This window comes from Rhizobium pisi, assembly GCF_003938655.1.
Lineage (GTDB): Bacteria > Pseudomonadota > Alphaproteobacteria > Rhizobiales > Rhizobiaceae > Rhizobium > Rhizobium pisi.
The window spans coordinates 1-16,798 of the sequence record NZ_RJJT01000017.1; the positions used below are offsets into that span (position 1 = coordinate 1).

Annotated in this window: 17 protein-coding genes and 1 pseudogene; 14 read left to right on the forward strand and 4 right to left on the reverse strand. The window is 60.3% G+C overall.

Features of this window, described 5'->3' with window-relative positions:
* Positions 1-355 precede the first annotated feature (355 nt).
* Positions 356-1,324 (reverse strand): LysR family transcriptional regulator, encoded by a 969-nt coding sequence (locus tag EFD55_RS22500; protein ID WP_245438520.1) that lies wholly within the window; start codon positions 1,322-1,324, stop codon positions 356-358.
* A 127-nt stretch (positions 1,325-1,451) separates the two neighbouring features.
* Here EFD55_RS22500 and EFD55_RS22505 point away from each other — a divergent pair, with 127 nt between their 5' ends.
* The 5 genes from EFD55_RS22505 to speB are packed head-to-tail and all read left to right on the forward strand — an operon-like array spanning position 1,452 to position 5,394.
* On the forward strand, positions 1,452-2,297 hold the full coding sequence (locus EFD55_RS22505; protein ID WP_125847537.1) for a transporter substrate-binding domain-containing protein: 846 nt from the start codon (positions 1,452-1,454) through the stop codon (positions 2,295-2,297).
* Positions 2,298-2,318: 21 nt separating this feature from the next.
* Entirely contained in the window at positions 2,319-2,969 is a 651-nt protein-coding gene (locus EFD55_RS22510; RefSeq protein ID WP_125847539.1) for an amino acid ABC transporter permease, read from the forward strand.
* Positions 2,969-3,616: an amino acid ABC transporter permease gene (locus EFD55_RS22515; protein WP_210276305.1), complete on the forward strand. Its 648-nt coding sequence runs from the start codon at positions 2,969-2,971 to the stop codon at positions 3,614-3,616. The genes EFD55_RS22510 and EFD55_RS22515 overlap by 1 nt, the downstream gene beginning before the upstream one ends.
* Before the next feature lies 1 nt (position 3,617).
* Positions 3,618-4,400: an amino acid ABC transporter ATP-binding protein gene (locus tag EFD55_RS22520; RefSeq protein WP_125847541.1), complete on the forward strand. Its 783-nt coding sequence runs from the start codon at positions 3,618-3,620 to the stop codon at positions 4,398-4,400.
* 19 nt (positions 4,401-4,419) lie between these two features.
* Positions 4,420-5,394 (forward strand): agmatinase, encoded by a 975-nt coding sequence (gene speB, locus EFD55_RS22525; RefSeq protein WP_125847543.1) that lies wholly within the window; start codon positions 4,420-4,422, stop codon positions 5,392-5,394.
* A 704-nt stretch (positions 5,395-6,098) separates the two neighbouring features.
* Here speB and EFD55_RS33865 read toward each other — a convergent pair.
* From EFD55_RS33865 to EFD55_RS22540, 3 genes and pseudogenes are all read right to left on the reverse strand, one after another.
* Positions 6,099-6,266 (reverse strand): hypothetical protein, encoded by a 168-nt coding sequence (locus EFD55_RS33865; RefSeq protein WP_376774105.1) that lies wholly within the window; start codon positions 6,264-6,266, stop codon positions 6,099-6,101.
* A gap of 285 nt (positions 6,267-6,551) precedes the next feature.
* Positions 6,552-6,688, reverse strand: a pseudogene (locus EFD55_RS34225) (AraC family transcriptional regulator); the annotation flags it as partial.
* Positions 6,689-6,777: 89 nt separating this feature from the next.
* Positions 6,778-7,533, reverse strand: a complete 756-nt coding sequence (locus tag EFD55_RS22540; protein ID WP_125847545.1) for a SphA family protein — start codon at positions 7,531-7,533, stop codon at positions 6,778-6,780.
* 652 nt (positions 7,534-8,185) lie between these two features.
* Here EFD55_RS22540 and EFD55_RS22545 point away from each other — a divergent pair.
* The 9 genes from EFD55_RS22545 to EFD55_RS22585 all read left to right on the forward strand — a co-directional run bounded on the left by EFD55_RS22545 (position 8,186) and on the right by EFD55_RS22585 (position 16,798).
* Complete coding sequence (locus EFD55_RS22545) at positions 8,186-8,455, forward strand: acylphosphatase (RefSeq protein WP_125847767.1); 270 nt, start codon at positions 8,186-8,188, stop codon at positions 8,453-8,455.
* A gap of 154 nt (positions 8,456-8,609) precedes the next feature.
* Entirely contained in the window at positions 8,610-9,263 is a 654-nt protein-coding gene (locus EFD55_RS22550; protein ID WP_125847547.1) for a Rieske 2Fe-2S domain-containing protein, read from the forward strand.
* Positions 9,260-10,105, forward strand: coding sequence for an aromatic ring-hydroxylating oxygenase subunit alpha (locus EFD55_RS22555; protein WP_125847549.1), 846 nt, complete (start codon positions 9,260-9,262; stop codon positions 10,103-10,105). The genes EFD55_RS22550 and EFD55_RS22555 overlap by 4 nt, the downstream gene beginning before the upstream one ends.
* Positions 10,102-10,761 carry a glutathione S-transferase family protein gene (locus EFD55_RS22560; protein WP_125847551.1) on the forward strand — a complete coding sequence of 220 codons (660 nt, stop codon included), beginning with the start codon at positions 10,102-10,104 and terminating at the stop codon, positions 10,759-10,761. The genes EFD55_RS22555 and EFD55_RS22560 overlap by 4 nt, the downstream gene beginning before the upstream one ends.
* Before the next feature lies 1 nt (position 10,762).
* Entirely contained in the window at positions 10,763-12,142 is a 1,380-nt protein-coding gene (locus EFD55_RS22565; RefSeq protein ID WP_125847553.1) for an amidohydrolase, read from the forward strand.
* 26 nt (positions 12,143-12,168) lie between these two features.
* A complete protein-coding gene (locus tag EFD55_RS22570; RefSeq protein WP_125847555.1) occupies positions 12,169-13,266 on the forward strand; it encodes a BMP family ABC transporter substrate-binding protein in 1,098 nt (365 codons plus the stop codon).
* A gap of 3 nt (positions 13,267-13,269) precedes the next feature.
* A complete protein-coding gene (locus EFD55_RS22575) occupies positions 13,270-14,790 on the forward strand; it encodes an ABC transporter ATP-binding protein (protein WP_125847558.1) in 1,521 nt (506 codons plus the stop codon).
* Positions 14,790-15,890 (forward strand): ABC transporter permease, encoded by a 1,101-nt coding sequence (locus EFD55_RS22580; protein ID WP_125847769.1) that lies wholly within the window; start codon positions 14,790-14,792, stop codon positions 15,888-15,890. The genes EFD55_RS22575 and EFD55_RS22580 overlap by 1 nt, the downstream gene beginning before the upstream one ends.
* A complete protein-coding gene (locus EFD55_RS22585; protein WP_125847560.1) occupies positions 15,887-16,798 on the forward strand; it encodes an ABC transporter permease in 912 nt (303 codons plus the stop codon). The genes EFD55_RS22580 and EFD55_RS22585 overlap by 4 nt, the downstream gene beginning before the upstream one ends.

A 16,798-nucleotide genomic window follows, 5' to 3' on the forward strand; every position in this document is an offset into this window, starting at 1 on the left:
GAGTGGCTTTGGACGTATAACCACGAACGGCCCAACATGGGCATTGGCGGCATCACACCCGCTCAGAAACTGAAAATGGCCGCGTGAATTCTACCGCTGAACCCCGCTAAAACGGGGAGGACTACCGGAACAGGAAGCGGTTCTGGTGTTCCTCGAATTGTTGAAACAAATGCGTGCTCGCGGATATTTGCCAAGAATAGGGGTTCAGCACTCGCAAAGCTGACCTTATGGCATTCCTGCGGTTAAATTCTTCAACTATCTGCGCAACGGGATTGTAATGCTGTGCCGGGGATCTTCGATCCCTTTCAACGCGAAAACAACGTCTGCGATCTGACGAATAACCGATCGACAATCTTCAACCCGCGTGATTGGGTAAGTCTTGTAGACGTGCCACGTTCCCCGCAGCGAGAAAATCCTCCTTATGTAAGGATTCCGAGGCAATGCCTGCCAGTTCGCGGATGAAGAGGTCGAGAACGGTCGAGGGCTTTTCTGCGGAACGCGTGGCGATGACGAATGCGGAGTGAATTCGAGTTTCGTCCGGAATAAGCGCCCGGAAACAACCTTTCTGAACCCAGTCGCGTGCATAATGGTCCGGCAAGTAACCGAGATAGTGTCCGGACATCACGAACATTGCCTGTGCCTCCATATTGGAGGCGACAGCGCGAGCTCGTGCCTGCGGAAAGAATTGCAATTCACGCATGTTGGCGTATGGCCGTACAACGAAATCGAAGGCCTCGATGCGTTCTATCGTCAATTCGGCTTCCACTTGCTCAAAGAGCGGGTGCCCCTGGGCGCAGTAGAGCGAATGGATTTCCTCCCGAAGTCGGGAGAGCTTCAGACCCTGATAGGGTTGCGTTTCCGGTAGAAGCGCGATGTCTAGTCCGCCATTGGCGATTTCGGAAAGCAGTGCATCCGGAGAGTCGATTGCCAGTTCAATTCGCGCTTCAGGTGCCTTCTCGCTAATACGAGCGATAACTCGATGGATCGGCAGATCGCAGTCAGTGATGGTGTTGTCGATCAAGCCGAGCCTCAGTGTGCCGGTAATCCGGTTCTTGAGCGCACCAATGTCGCTCTCGAAGGCATTGAGCGCCAGAAAGAGTCCTTTCGATCGTTCAAGCACGATAGCGCCACGATCCGTCAGCTCGAAACCCGAGCGGCCGCGCCGGCACAGCTTGAAACCCAAACGATCCTCCAGAGCCTTGATGTGAAAGCTGACGGCGGATTGGCTAAGGCCGAGCGCGATCTGTGCGCCGAGAAAGCTCTTATGCTCGACGACTGCCCGAAACGCCGTCAAGGAGCGAAGGTCGGATTGAGCCAACAGCATCCGTCTTTCCTTACATTAATAATTCTGATGTAGACTTTATATCTTTCCTATTTTTCTGCGCTATTGTCCATGCTTTTCTCTTCTGCGGAGATCACTTAGCGATCCGAAAAAACAGGGGAAGGAAACTATGAAAGCGATTCGGAATTCGAAGATCGTTCTGGTGGGCGCGGTGCTTGCTGTCGCCCTTGCTGCGCCTGGCGCGCGCTCCGCCGATCTGCTGGAAAAGATCAAGACTGCAAGGGTTTTCACCGTTGCCACCGAGGCACGCTTTGCGCCGTTCGAATTTGTCGAGGACGGGAAGATCGTTGGCTATTCCGCCGACATCATGGAAGAAGTCATGAAGGCAATGCCCGGCGTCGAACTGAAGCGGCTCGATCTGCCTTGGCAAGGTATCCTGCCGGGTCTTGCGGCTAGCCGCTTCGATTATGTCGTCACTTCGGTCACGGTTACGCCGGAACGTATGAAGGCCTACCATCTTTCCGCACCGATCGCAGATGCCACGATGGCTGTCCTGAAGCGCAAGGGTGATGCCGAGATTACCAAGCCAGAAGCCATTGCCGGCAAGCCAGTCGGCTCGCAGGCAGGCTCGGCCCAGCTTGCAGCGCTTGAAAAATTCGCCGGCGAACTGAAGGCGGGCGGCAAGAGTGAGATAGCGGTTTCGACATACACCGACTTCTCAGAAGCCTATGCAGACCTCGGAGCCGGTCGTATCAGCGCCGTCGTCAACTCGTTGCCTAACCTCCTCGAAGCAGCGCGTCAGCGTCCGGACGTCTTCGAAGTCGTGCTGCCAACTTTCGGTCAAAAGACCTATTTTTCCTGGGCTGGCCGCAACGATGCCGACAGCGCCTCGCTCAACGCCCTGATCGATGCGGAGCTCGTCAAGCTCAACAAATCCGGCAAGCTTGTCGAACTGCAGAAGAAGTGGTTTGGCGCTCCAATGGAACTGCCGGAATCCCTTCCCGCCGCAGAGTAAGCCGGGCGAAGAGAACCGGTAATGAACAGGGAACTTGCAGGCGTTTGGCCACCGCTTCTGGACGGCCTTGTCACCACCGTCACGGTCAGTTTTTCGGCACTTCTTCTCGGTGCGCCATTGGCCATTCTCCTTGCCGCGGCTTCCCGCGGCGGCAAGGTCGTGAGCCGCGCGGCAGGGCTTTATATCTCCTTCTGGCGAGGGACCCCCATCCTCGTGCAACTATTGATCGTCTTCTATTTTTTGCCCTTTCTCGGACTGGTGATGGAACCCGCCGTCGCGGCAACACTGGCACTGGCATTGAACACCGCTGCCTTCCAGTCGGAAATCTACCGCGCCGGACTTCAAGCGATCCCGCAGGGGGAGATCGAGGCGGCTGAAATGCTTGGTCTGTCCGCCAGCCAGACGTTTTTCAGGATCGAAGCACCGCAGGCGGTGCGTCTGATGCTGCCGGCGCTGGTCGGGGAGATGCAGGCCCTCGTCAAGAACTCTTCGCTCGTCTCCGTGATCGCCGTTACCGACATTGCCCGCCGGGCGCAGCAAGTGGCCGCGTCTACGTTCCGTCCGCTGGAAGCCTATGCCTCAGCGCTGTTGCTTTACGTGACGATCGGAGCGGTGCTGGCATGTATCGGTCTTTTGCTCGAACGCCACTTGGCGCGGAGGGCAAAACGATAATGCCCGGTTTCGTCAACGATATTCCACTCTATGCCGCCGGCCTCGCCACGACGGTTGCGGTTTCCCTGCTCGGCATTGGCATTTCCATTCTCGTCGGCATCGTTCTGGCACTGGCGCTGCGTAGCCGCTTCCAGTTCATCGCGCTGCCGGTTCGATTCTACGTCGAATTTGCCCGCGGCGCACCGCTCGCGCTGGTGCTTTTCCTTCTCTATTACGGCGGTCCGCAATTTGGTTTGTTGCTCAGCCCCTATGTCGCTGGCATCGTCGGTCTCGGTCTTTATGGCGCGGGCCCTTTTGCGGAAATCTTTCGTGCCGGCTTCAACGCGATCCCGACGGGTGAGCGTGAGGCGGCCGAAATGCTCGGCCTCACGCCGGGCCAAACCTTTCTCAACATCGAACTACCCCAGGCACTGCGCCTCACGCTTCCTGCCTCCGTGGGGCAGACGATCAATCTGGTGAAAGAGTCGGCGGTCCTATCTGTCATCACGCTTGGCGAACTGACGAAGGTTGCCGGCATGATCAGTTCCATCACCTTTGCCGTCGTCACGCCCTATCTTACCATCGCCCTCCTTTACTGGGCGCTCGTCGAAATTATTTCGCGGTTCGGCTTTTATGCGGAGCGGCACTTTGCGGTGAAAGGCTCCTGACATGACGGCAAGAACAGCTGCGATCTCGGTGCGCGGACTTCAGAAGCGGTTCGGTGCGAAGACGGTGTTGTCCGGCATCGACCTCGACATTCATACCGGCGACGTCACCTGCATCATCGGCCCCTCCGGTTCGGGCAAGAGCACGCTGTTGCGCTCGATCGCCTTTCTCGACCCTTACGACAGCGGCGACGTGCAAGTTTTTGGAAAGATGATCGGCTGGCGGGAAACGCCACTCGGGCGGGAACGGGCCGGTGCGAAAGAACTGGCGGAAACACGCCGACCGCTCGGCATGGTGTTCCAGCATTTCCACCTCTGGCCGCATATGAGCGTACTCGACAATGTCACATTGGCGCTTCGGCTGGCGCATGGCGCTGCTCGAAAGCAAGCGGAGGAAACCGGGCGTGCAATGCTGGAAAAGGTAGGGCTTGCCACCTTCGCGGACCGCCGTCCCGACAGTCTGTCCGGGGGGCAGAAGCAACGCGTGGCGATTGCCCGGGCGCTTGCCTGCAAGCCAAAGGCAATGCTGTTCGACGAACCGACGTCCGCGCTTGATCCCGAACTGGTAGGCGAGGTGCTTTCGGTCATGAAGACGCTCGCGGCGGAGGGCATGACCATGGTCATCGTCACGCACGAGATGGGTTTCGCTGCCCATGCGGCCAACCGCGTCGTCTTCATGGATGGCGGTCGCATTGTCGAGGAAGGCTCGCCGCGAGCGCTTTTCGCCGAGCCGAAGAGCATGCGTCTTGCGCAATTTCTACAAACCTGGCGCGAACGCGCGCTTTGATACCTTGAAAGGAACGATCATGGCTGCTCACGGTTACGACAATGGCCGGCTCAACCTGCCCTTCGTCGGCATTTCTACCTTTGCCAAGAGCCCTTATGTCGAGAACTGGGATCAGATCGCAGCGGATGTCGCTATCCTCGGCGCGCCCTTCGACTTCGGCACGCAGTGGCGTTCCGGCGCGCGCTTCGGACCAAGAAGCATCCGCGAGGCGTCTACGCTGTTTGCGTTCGGCCACGCGGGAGCTTACGATCATGAAGACGACGTAACCTATCTCGAAGGGGTCAGGATCGTCGATATCGGCGATGCCGATATCATTCACACCGACACGATTTCGAGCCACGCCAATATCGAAATCGGTGTCCGCAAGATTCTTGCGGCGGGCGCGCTCCCGGTCGTGCTTGGCGGCGATCATTCCATCAACATACCCTGCATCAATGCCTTCAGTGACCAGGCGCCGATTCATCTCGTGCAGTTCGACGCGCATCTCGATTTCGTCGACGAGCGTCACGGCGTGCGCTACGGCCACGGCAGTCCCATGCGCCGTGCGTCGGAAAAGCCTTGGGTCACCGGCATGACGCAGCTCGGCATCCGCAATGTGTCATCCACCGCCAAGGAAGGTTACGACCATGCCCGCGCTCAAGGATCGGACATTCTATCGGTGCGTCAGATCCGTAATCTCGGCGTCGAAGGCGTTCTGAACCGAATTCCTGCAGGTGAACGCTATTACCTCTCCATCGACATCGACGGTTTCGATCCATCGATCGCGCCAGGTACAGGCACTCCAAGTCATGGAGGCTTCATCTACTATGAGGTGTTGGAACTGATTGCCGGTCTTGCGAAGCGTGGCACCATCGTCGGCGTTGATCTGGTCGAAGTCGCGCCCGACTACGACCATACCGGCACAACCACTATTCTCGCCGCCCAACTTCTGCTCAACACCATCGGCCGTATCTTTGCGGTTAGCGGCAGAGCGGTCGTCAAGATCTCGCGGTGATTAGTGCTTCCGCGAAAATCCTGATTTTTCTGGGCAGATTTTGCAAGGCCTAAATTGCTCACCAATTCCCGTCGCAAATGTCAGACGCAAAAAGTCCGGCGATTGGAGGAGGCTTTTGCGACAACCCTGTAGCCATGTAACTTTTGGGTTGCGGGGGAAGTGCCCTAGCCCCCGCGCCGGCGCTTTCCCATCCCTCCCCGAGCTCGCTGGCGAAGCTGGCTCATTGGGTCAGGCGGCATATCTCCGACGACGAGTTGCGGACGTCGCAATTGCCGGATGTCGTCCCCGGGGCGTCGGCGGGCCAGCATCAAACCGCATTCATGGTGAAATCACATCACCTCGCGAAGATACTGGAGATGTCCGGCCCCGTGCTGCGCACCGAAGGCGAAGTCCTGAAATGGGCGCGCAGAGAGAGCGCATGCGGTCGAGGTTTTCGACTACATCGAAGCCTATATACGCGACCAGCTCGACAAGGCCGGCGATCAGGACGATTTGTCCTCGAAATCCTGAATTTCACGGGTGGGAAGGGAGTGCCAGGGATGGGGCTTCGGGGCATCCCTCGTCCTGGCACGCGCCGCTTGGATAGCGGTGAAGGACAGGCAAACGGCAAACATCGGTGGCCAAGGCTCATCATCTTGCAAACAAAAGGGACCGCGCGCGGGGGCGTTGCGCCGCCTCTTGTGGCGGCGCATGTGCTTGCCCACTCACGCCTTCAACGCCGCCATCCTTTCGCCGAGGAGCCAAAGGGCTTTGTTGAGTTTGATATCCAGATCGATGCCGTTCACGGCGCGGGACTTCACACGGCGCGGCCTGCCGAGATCGTCGCGGCCCACGCCACGCAACCCGCCTTTGATGGCGTTTTCCTGAACCACGTTCCACACGGTCCAGAGATCATTGGCGCGGTCGTCGTGCCGGCGGGGAATAAGTAACTGTTGCGCCCGATCGGCGTGGTCGTCTCGCCTTCGTTGTCTCCGAAGCGCAGGACATGGGCGGCGTCTGCAAGAATATCGGCTTCCTCATGGTCCAGCCGCAAAGTCGACCAATCCTGCGGAGCGGCGAGGGTGCGTTCTCTGGCGGATGCCTGCACCGAAAGAACCCGGCCGCCGGATAGCCTGACGCGATATCGCACGGTTCGGCACCATAGCTCGGAAAGTTCCTTAGAAACATTGTCCGGGAGAAGAACGGCAAGCCGTCCTGAACACCGCAATGAAGGCGCTGAGCCGAGCGAGAAGGCGATATCGCCGACGCTTCGGCCGGCGGCGAGCCACTCCACTGCTTTGAGGAGTTTCGCCTGCTAGGCGCGGAAACTCATGCCGAAGCGCGTTTCCTCGGCCACATCGAATGGGGTACGGAGGGGGAAGACCGGCTCCGTACCGCCGATGGTCAGAATTTTGTCGCGAAGTTCACCCAGACGGCATCGCCCTGGGATCTGTTCTCGGCAATGACGTCGTGCTGCCACGAAGCACTCAATTGCATGCCGGGATTGAAGCTGTAGGTAAGGGACGGGCCGATTGCGAGGCCCTCGCCTCTGTGTCCGTCCGAAGCGACAGCCGGGCCTTCATCGTCTGTCAACTGCTTCAGGTAGTAGCCGGTTGCCCCGATCTTCACCTTGCCCAGATTCCAGCCCACTGCGTAGTCGATGACGAGTTCGGTGCCGCTTGTGTAGTGGGTATCGGTATTTTCCGTGTTGAAGATGAGGCGCGACGACAGCGAGACATCGAGGCCCTGCGGATCGAAATATTTGTAGGCGATCGTCGGCTGCACCGACCAGTGATTGAGGCCGGTGTTCGCAAAACTGTCGGCTTCGTAGCTGCCGGTCGGCATCGCCAGATCAACGCCGAACGCGAATGTCTGCATCCGATCCGGATGCCATGCCAGCCCGAGGGTGGCAGTGACATCGGCGAGACCAAATCTATCGTCGCTTGCAAAACGCGAGTCCAGATCCAGATTTAGCAAGGGAATGATGAGCTGGCCCCAGAGCGTGGCATCGCCGATGTGAATGTCGCTGACGTAGAGAAAGCGCAGGGTTTCGGCCGTAGCCCGCACCTTGAAATCGATGGGAACTTCGTTCCCCTTGCCGTCATTCACCCGATCGGCACTGAAATGGCTGGTCTGCGACAGAAAGAAAAGACCTTCCATCGGTGGGATGGCGCCGGCATAAAATTGGGATGCACCGGGTGCATACTGGGTGTTGCCGTTTTCGGCGGCCTGCGCCTGCGCTGCCGCAAGACATGCGATCGCCGCTGCCGCGATAGATATGTTTTGTCATGCTTCTCCTCCTCCGCAATCGATGAAGGCATCAAGACCCGGCGACGGAATCTCGCGCTTCGTGGCTTCGGAGGGCAGCGCATACGCAAGGCCACAGCGATGCCTGCGTCCCATCGGCACAACCCCACCTGGCGATTAGACTCGCGATTTTTCGGATACGTCTAAAAGAGTTCCGCCCGCCCCGTCGAAGCAACTGCCTCCCTGCATAAGGTTGCTAGGGAACGGGGCGCTCTTCGAGTGACCATCGAACCTTCAGCCATATGATCGCGACCAACCCCGATGGCGGTGCTTGCCGATGATTTGTTGTATCAAAGGAAAATCCCGTTGATTGTGACCCGGCATTGCCGGATAGGGGATGCGGACGAAAACTTGGACCACCAGGAGGTAGTTCATGTCTTCCTACGCAGACAGGATCCGAGCGGTTGAGTTGTATATAAAGCTTGGCAAGCGGGTTAAGGCGACTATTCGTCAGCTGGGTTATCCCACCAAAAATGCTTTATGGAAAGCGAGGGAGAGAATCCTGATGGCGGGACAAGATACAAGCCACCTCTTGGAGAGGTTTACGATAGTGGGTGATCTCGAGGCAGCCTGCTTTGTACCCTGGATCCGCCGCCACGCAGCCAAGCTTGGGCTCTCGCCCACCATCGCATATACGAGTTCGAGGCGGATCGAAATCGAGGTCGCCGGGCCGGAGGAGCTGATCGATATGATGGAGATGGGCTGCTCTCTTGGACCCATCGAGGTATGGGTCGAGAGGATAGTTCGCACGGCGATCAGCGGTGAAAGGACCTAGTACCGGACTCCGGTGCATTTCGGTCGTGCATATTATTTACTCAATATTGCCAATGCGAAAAAATTATGCAAGCCTGATAAGGTTGAGCGGAATTGCCTCGCTGCGGAGGTGAGGCGTGCTCGGCAAGCATATGATTTTGTTTAGGAACTTTGCCATGCCATCCGATCAGGCCGGCTTTTGGGCGCCAGTCGCCTTTTCTCGGGATTTGCCGGCCGGTACCGTCATGCCGGCACGGACGGCAGCCGGACCAATTGCCCTGTGGCGCAGCGTTTCGGGGCGAATATCGGCATCGGCGGATCGCTGTCCGCATCGTGGCATGCGCTTGTCTCATGGCTTCGTCCGCGGCGAGACGCTCTCCTGCATCTATCACGGCTGGAGCTACGGACAGGCCGGAAATTGCCTCCGCATTCCGGCCCATCCGGGGCTGACGCCACCAGAAACCATCCGCGTCGCCACCTTTGACGTCGAGGAAACGGACAGCGTGATCTGGGTGGCCGTGGGCGCGCCTGTTGCGAAACCGCCGACGCTTGAGGGCCTCATTCCCCTGCGCTCCCTGACAGTGTTTGCCGGCATCGCGGCGATCAAGGCGGCAGCCGGTGCGGAGGCAAACCTTGAAGGTTTGCTTGAATTCGACGCGTTCAACGGGACCATCTGTTTGTTATTATCCTCGTGGGAAGACGGACAGACGCTGATCCATGTGCTGCTGAAGGGGAACGCCGGTCCCGCGGCGGGCATTAGCGCTTCGCGAGCCGCTGAGAGTCTGCGCCGCCGAGCTGAGGATCTTCAGAAAAAGGAGATCGCGCAATGACCGTGCAGGCGATGATCGACGAATGGTATCCGGTTGGGATTTTCAGCCAGCTCGACGGCGCAGGCCGCACGACGGCGCTGATGGGCGAGCCGATCGACGTAGCGTGCGATGCCGATGGCAATGCGAGGGTCACGACCGGCGACGGCCGTGTACTGCCGGTGCGCATGCGTTACGGTCACGTCTGGTCCTCCCTCGGCGAGCCGAAGAAGGAACTTTTCCCGATTCCCGAGGCCGATCAGCCCGGCCGCCGCTTCGTGGCTGTCGGCGTGGTCCGGGTGCGCTGCTCGCCGCTGCGTGCGGTCGAGAATTTTCTCGACATCGCCCATTTCCCCTTCGTCCACACCGATATTCTTGGCGCTGAACCGCACACCGAGGTTCAGAATTACAAGGTTGAGATTCGCGAGGAAGAAGACGAGGTCTGGGCAACGCAGGTAAAATTCTACCAGCCGCAGGCCGCCAAGTCGGCAAGCGGCGGAATCACCACCGAATATATGTATCGCGTGCCGGCACCGACCTGCTCTGTACTTTACAAGACCTGTCCGCCGCGCCCGAACGAATGGGATGTCATCACGCTCTTCGTGCAGCCGCTGGCCGAGGACCTCTGTGACGTCTGGCCATGGATGGCGCTCTTCGACGACGAAACCTCGATGACCGACCTCATCCATTTCCAGCAAACGATCTTTCTGCAGGACCGATCCATCCTCGAAAACCAGATCCCGCGGCTCCTGCCGCTCGACCCCGGCATGGAAATCCCCACGCGCGCCGACCTGACATCGATCGCCTACCGGCGCTGGCTGAAGCGTCACAATTATACCTACGGTGCACAGCTGGTGGCGCAATGAAACTCTACGACTACATTCTCTCGCCGAGCTGCTACAAGGTTCGCCTAATGGCGGCGCTGACCGGTGTGAAGCTTGACCTGCGCCCGGTGGATTTTCATCCCGGCGGTGAGCATCGCAGCCCCGAGCTGCTTGCGCTCAACCCGGCAGGTTCCATTCCGATCCTTGAGGATGGCGACCTGATCCTGACCGAATCCTCGGCGATCCTCGTCTATCTCGCCGCCAAGGCAGCACCCGAATGGCTCGGCAGCGGCAAGGCAAAGGAAGCGGCACGAGTGCAGCAATGGCTGTCATTCTCCGGCCGGCTGACGGCAAGCCTCGGGGCAGCGCGGCTCCATGAAATGCTGCTGCGGCCGGGCGATATCGGCGCGCTGCAGGCCCAGGGCACCGCCGCCCTTCGCGAGCTTGAAGCCGGGCTGGTCGAGCAGGGCCTTCGCGGCATGCGCTTCCTCGCCTCCGACCGGCCGACAATTGCTGACATCGCCTGCTTTCCCTATGCGGCGCTGGCCCCTGACGGCGGCGTCACGCTGGACGCTTATCCTGCGATCCGGCTCTGGTCCCGCGCGTTGCGCGCCCTCGACAAGTTTATCGAGATGCCAGGCATTCACCGGCTGCACGAATTGAAGCCGGAACCCCAGATCGAAGCGGGCGAGGCGTGACATGGCTGGATATCTCCTGAAGAATTGCGCAGCCGTGATCGTCGATGAAGGCAACGGGCCGGTCGTTCACCGCAATGTCGATCTCCTGACCAGCGGACCGGCGATCGTGGCGATTGGCGGAAATCTCGGGGCGGACGCGCTGCCTGCCGGCACGATCCTTGAGGATGCTGCCGGCTGGTTCGTCTATCCCGGTCTGGTCAATACCCATCATCACTTCTTCCAGTGCTTCGTGCGCAACCGCGCCGATCTCGACTGGACGAAGCTCTCGGTGATCGAGTGGCTGGACCGCATCTACCCGATTTTTTCGCAGCTCAACGAGGAGTGCTTTTACCACTCCTCCGTCACGGCGATGGCCGAGATGGTCAAGCATGGCTGCACCACGGCTTTCGACCATCAGTACAATTTTCCCCGGCACGCTGGAAAGCGGCTGATCGACCGGCAGTTCGAGGCAGCCGAGCTGCTCGGCATGCGTTTCCACGCCGGCCGTGGCGGCAACACCCTGCCGAAGTCGGAAGGCTCGACCATCCCCGATGAGATGCTGGAAACGACCGACGAATTTATCGCCGACTGCGCCCGACTGATCGACACCTATCACGATACCAGCCCCTACAGCATGCGGCAGGTCGTGGTTGCGCCCTGCCAGCCGGTGAACTGCTACCGTGAGACCTTCGTGGAATCGGTGGCACTGGCGCGTGATCGCGGCGTCATGATGCATAGCCACGTGGGCGAAGGCGAAAGTCCAGTCATTCAGGCTCGCCATGGCATGCGCACGGTCGACTATCTGGAAGAACTCGGCTTTGCCGGACCCGACGCCTTCTATGCCCATTGCTGGGAGTTGACCCACGACGAACTCAGGAAGATGGCGGCCAGTGGCACCGGCGTCGCGCATTGCCCGGAACCGGTCTATCTGGTCGGCGCAGAAGTCACCGATATTCCCGCCATGGCCGCTTTCGGCCTGCGTGTCGGCCTCGGCTGCGACGGCGCTGCTTCCAACGACAATTCCAACCTGATGCACTGCCTGCACTCCGCCTATATGCTGCAGTGCCTCGTATCCTCCAGCCGTGCCCATCCCGTGCCGCCTCCGGTCGATTTCCTCGGCTACGGCACCACCGGGGGTGCCAGCCTGCTCGGCCGGCGCGATATCGGCCGGCTCGCGCCTGGCATGGCCGCTGACCTGTTTGCGATCGACACACGCCGCATGGACTATGTCGGCACGCGGCACGACCCGCTGAGCCTGATTGCCCGCGTCGGGATCGGCATGGCGACCGACATGACCATGATCAATGGCCGCATCGTCTGGCAGAAGGGCGAATTCCCCGGGCTCGACGAGGCCAAGCTCGCTGCCGATGCGGAGGCCGCACTATCCGCCGTGGAATTTTAAAAAAACCAAAAGAGGGAACTGAGACCATGACCAAACTGACCCGCAGAAACCTGATGACGGCCGCTGCCGCCACCGGCCTTGCCGGTGTGCTCGGCAGCCGCCTTGCTTTGGCCGCGGACGAGCCGCTCGGCATCACGCTCGTCGTCCCGTCGCCGATTGGCGATGTCGGCTGGGGGCATGCACTGGCCGCCGGTCTCGAGCCGATCAAGGCTGCTTACGGCGATAAGGTGAAGGTCACCGTGCTTGAGAATATCGCGGAGGGTCCGGATGCGGACCGCATCATGAACAAGACGGTCGCCGACGGAAACAAGTTCCTGATCGCCGGCTCATTCGGTTATCAGAACGGCGCCCTGCAGATCGCCCGCCGCGATCCGAGGGTTACGGTCCTGCATGCTTCCGGCTTCCAGGTTGCTCCGAACTTCTCGCCTTTCGCCGCCAAATATTTCCAGGGCACCTATCTGCTCGGCATGGCTGCCGCAGCACTTTCCAAGACCGGCAAGCTCGGCTCTGTGTCCGCTTTCGCCATTCCCGAACTCATCACTTCGATCAACGCCTTCACCCTCGGAGCCCAGGCCGTCAAGCCCGATATCGAGGTCTCGGTGGTGTGGGTGAACTCCTGGTTCGACCCGGCCAAGGAGCAGGAAGCCGCCAAAGCCCTGATCGCGCAGAAGTGTGACGTGATCTTCTCAAACGCCCAGGACACCCCGTCCGTCATCTCGGCCTGCGAGGAAGCCGGCGTCTACGCCTTCAACCTCAATTCCTCGATGAAGAAATATGCACCGAAAACCTATCTCGGATGCATCTCGACGGACTGGTCGCCGTTCTTCAAGGCATCGGTCGACGCCCACCTTGCCAGCACGTTCAAGGGCGCCAATGCGTTCCTCGGCGTTGCCGACAAGGTCGTCGAAGTGGTCGACTGGAGTGCGGATGTTCCGGCTGACGTGATGACCAAGATCAAGGAGATCGAGGCAAAGATCGCTGACGGCAGCTTCTCGCCCTTCACCGGGCCGATCATCAAGGCCGACGGCAGCGAAGGTGTCGCATCCGGTGCAACCATGGCCGACGCCGAGATCATCGCCATGAATTGGCACGTCAAGGGCGTGTCCACGCCACTGCCGAAATAAGTCATGACGACCCCGCTCCTGTCGCTGCGCGGCATTTCGAAGAGCTACGGCCAGATCCACGCCAATCAGGCCATTGATCTGGACGTGGCTCCGCAATCGATCCATGCGATCCTCGGAGAAAACGGGGCGGGAAAATCGACGCTGATGAAGCTGATCTACGGCGTCGAGCAACCGGATGGCGGAGACGTCATCTGGGAAGGAAAACCCTTGCGCCTTGCCTCACCCGCTGAGGCAAGGCGCAAGGGTATCGGCATGGTCTTCCAGCACTTTTCGCTGTTCGAGACCTTGACCGTCTTGGAGAATATTCGGCTGGTCGTGCCGGGGCGGAAGGCTGAGCTCAAGGAACGCATTCGGGCTCTTGGACGGGAGTTCGGCCTTGAAGTCGATCCGCTCGCCCATGTGCATGCGCTGTCTGTCGGCGAGCGGCAGCGGGTGGAGATCATCCGAAGCCTGATGACCGATCCGAAGCTGCTGATCCTCGACGAGCCCACTTCCGTCCTGCCGCCGCAACTGGTGGAGAAGCTCTTCGATACACTACGCCGGCTACGCGACGGCGGCGTGTCCATACTGTTGATCTCCCACAAGCTCGAGGAAATCCGGGCAATCTGCGACCGGGCGACGATCCTGCGCGGCGGGCGGGTGACCGGGGACGTCGACCCGCGCGAACATGATGCCCATGACCTTGCCCGCATGATGATCGGCCGCGACATGCCCGCCCCCATCTCGGCGCTACCGCTGTCTGGTGGCGAAAAGCGGCTGGAGATCATCGGTCTGGACTATCAGCCCGACGATCCCTTTGCGGTGTCGCTCTCCGGCATCAACCTCGAAGTGCATGCCGGTGAAATCCTCGGGATCGCCGGTATTTCGGGAAACGGCCAAAGCGAGCTCGCCACGTTGATTTCGGGCGAGACGGTGCTGGGGCGCGACCAACGCGATCGGATCTACATGATGGGGATCGACGTCGGCAGGCTCGATGCCGCCGCGCGACGGACGCTGGGATTTGCCTTCGTGCCGGAAGACCGGCTCGGACGCGGCGCTGTGCCCGAAATGTCGCTCGTCCTCAACAGCCTGCTGACGGCCCATCCGCTCAAGCTTTTGCGATACGGTCTGGTCGACGGGACGCGAGCCACTGCGTTCACCCATGATTGTATCCGTCACTACGATGTCCGTACACCCGGCCCGGATGCCGAAGCCGGGACGCTTTCCGGCGGCAATCTACAGAAGTTCATCGTTGGCCGGGAAATCATGCTGGCACCCAAATTACTGTTCGTGGCGCAACCGACGTGGGGTGTCGATATTGGCGCCGCATCCGCCATCCGCAGCCGCCTGGTCGCATTGCGCAATCAGGGGATGGCGATTCTGGTGATTTCCGAGGAGCTGGAAGAACTGTTCGAGCTCTGCGATTGCATCCAGGTACTGTATCACGGCCGGCTCAGCCCGCCGCTAAAAACGCGGGACACGGAGCCCGAGGAGATCGGCCGATACATGATCGGGGCACAAGCCTCGCCTGAGAAAGTCCAATGATGAGTGCTTGGTTCCTTGCTTTCGTTCCCACCCTGGTCCGCCGGGAGCGCGCTTCGCTTGCCGCGACCTTGCTCGCGCCCGTCATGGCGCTTGTCATAGCGATCGCCCTCAACCTCGGCCTTTACATCTTGATGGGCCGTGACCCCGTCGCGGTCGTCTATGCGATGCTTTTCGAGCCCTTTCTCTCCTGGGCGTCATTTTCGGAAGTGCTTTTGAAGGCAGGTCCGCTGCTCCTGATCGCCCAGGGACTGGCGATCGGCTTTCGCGCCAAGGTCTTCAACATCGGCGCCGAAGGCCAGTTCATTCTCGGCGCGATCTTTGCCTCTGCCATTCCGGTCTGGTTTCCTCAGGCAACGGGCCAGTGGATTTGGCCGGCAATGCTGCTGCTCGGCGCCATCGGGGGCGCACTTTGGGCTTCTCTCACCGCCTTCTGGCGCATGCGCCTCAACGCCAATGAGATCCTCGTTTCGCTGATGCTGAGCCTCGTTGCGGCGCAGCTGTTGAACTACCTGCTGCTCGGCCCCTGGAAGGATCCGAACGGCTTCAACTTCCCCCAGTCCGTGATGTTCCAATATGATGCGATGGTGCCAACGCTGATTTCCGGCACGCGCCTCAACGTCTCATTCCTGATTACGCTCGCCTTGTCGGTTGCGGCCTGGGTTTTCATGCAGAAGAGCTTCATCGGCTACAAGCTACAGGTTGGCGGTCTGGCTCCTCGGGCCGCCGGCTATGCCGGCTTCAAGGAGGATTGGGCAATCTGGCTTTCGCTGCTGATCGGCGGTTTTGCTGCCGGCCTTGCCGGGGCCGCCGAAGTTGCCGGTCCACTCGGCCAGCTGCAGCGTTCTGTCGCGAGCGGCTATGGCTATGCGGCCATCATCGTCGCCTATCTCGGTGGCTTGAATCCGATCGGCATCGTGGCCTCGGCGCTGGTCATGGCGGTCATTTACATCGGTGGCGACAATGCCATGGTCTCGGCCAACCTGCCGATCGCCGCTGTCCGGGTCTTCCAGGGCAGTCTGTTGCTCGCTTACCTGATCGCCGTCGCCTTCGTGCGCTACCGCCTTGAATGGCGCCGCGCCGCCCACCGGAGCCCGTCATGAACGCCATCGAGTTCATTCTTGCCGGCATGCTTGCGGCTGCGACACCGTTTCTTCTTGCGGCCCTTGGCGAACTGGTGGCCGAGCGCGCCGGCGTTCTCAACCTCGGGGTCGAGGGATTGATGGCCTTCGGCGCCGTGCTCGCCTTCATCGTCGTCTATCAGGGCGGCGGACATCTCCTGGGCTTCGTCGTCGCTGGGCTCGGCAGCGCTGTCCTTTCCCTGCTCTTCGCCTTCGTCACGCTCGGATTCCGGGCAAATCAGGTGGCAGCGGGCCTTGCCATCGGCATTCTCGGTCAGGGCCTCTCCGCGCTTTTCGGCAAGACCTATGAAAGCCTCACGGTCAGGGGACTTCCCAAGCTTGCCCTTTCCGGGCTTTCGGAATTGCCGGTTGTCGGCGGCCTCTTCGTCCAGGACATCGTCGTGTGGATTTCGCTCGCCGCGACTCTCGCTCTCTGGGCCATATTTGCCCACACCAAGCTTGGCCTCATCGTCCGCGCCGTTGGCGAGAACCCCAAGGCCGCCCACGCCATCGGCTATTCGGTAATCTCAGTCCGCGTCCTCGCCATCGCCTTCGGCGGTGCGATGGCCGGTTTCGCCGGCGCCTATGCGTCGGTGGTCTATACGCCACTCTGGGCCGATGGAATGATTGCCGGGCGCGGCTGGATCGCCATCGCCCTCGTTGTCTTCGGGACTTGGCTTACCGGCCGGATCTTCCTCGGAGCCTGCCTCTTCGGGGCGGTCTCGTTGATGGGGCTTGCAGCCCAGGCAACCGGACTGGACGTTCCCTCGCAACTGCTCTCGAGCCTGCCATATCTCGTCACCATCATCGTGCTCGGCATCATCTCTGCGGACCGTCGTCTACTGAAACTGAACGGCGTCGCTTCGCTCGGCGAACCATTCGAGCGATAA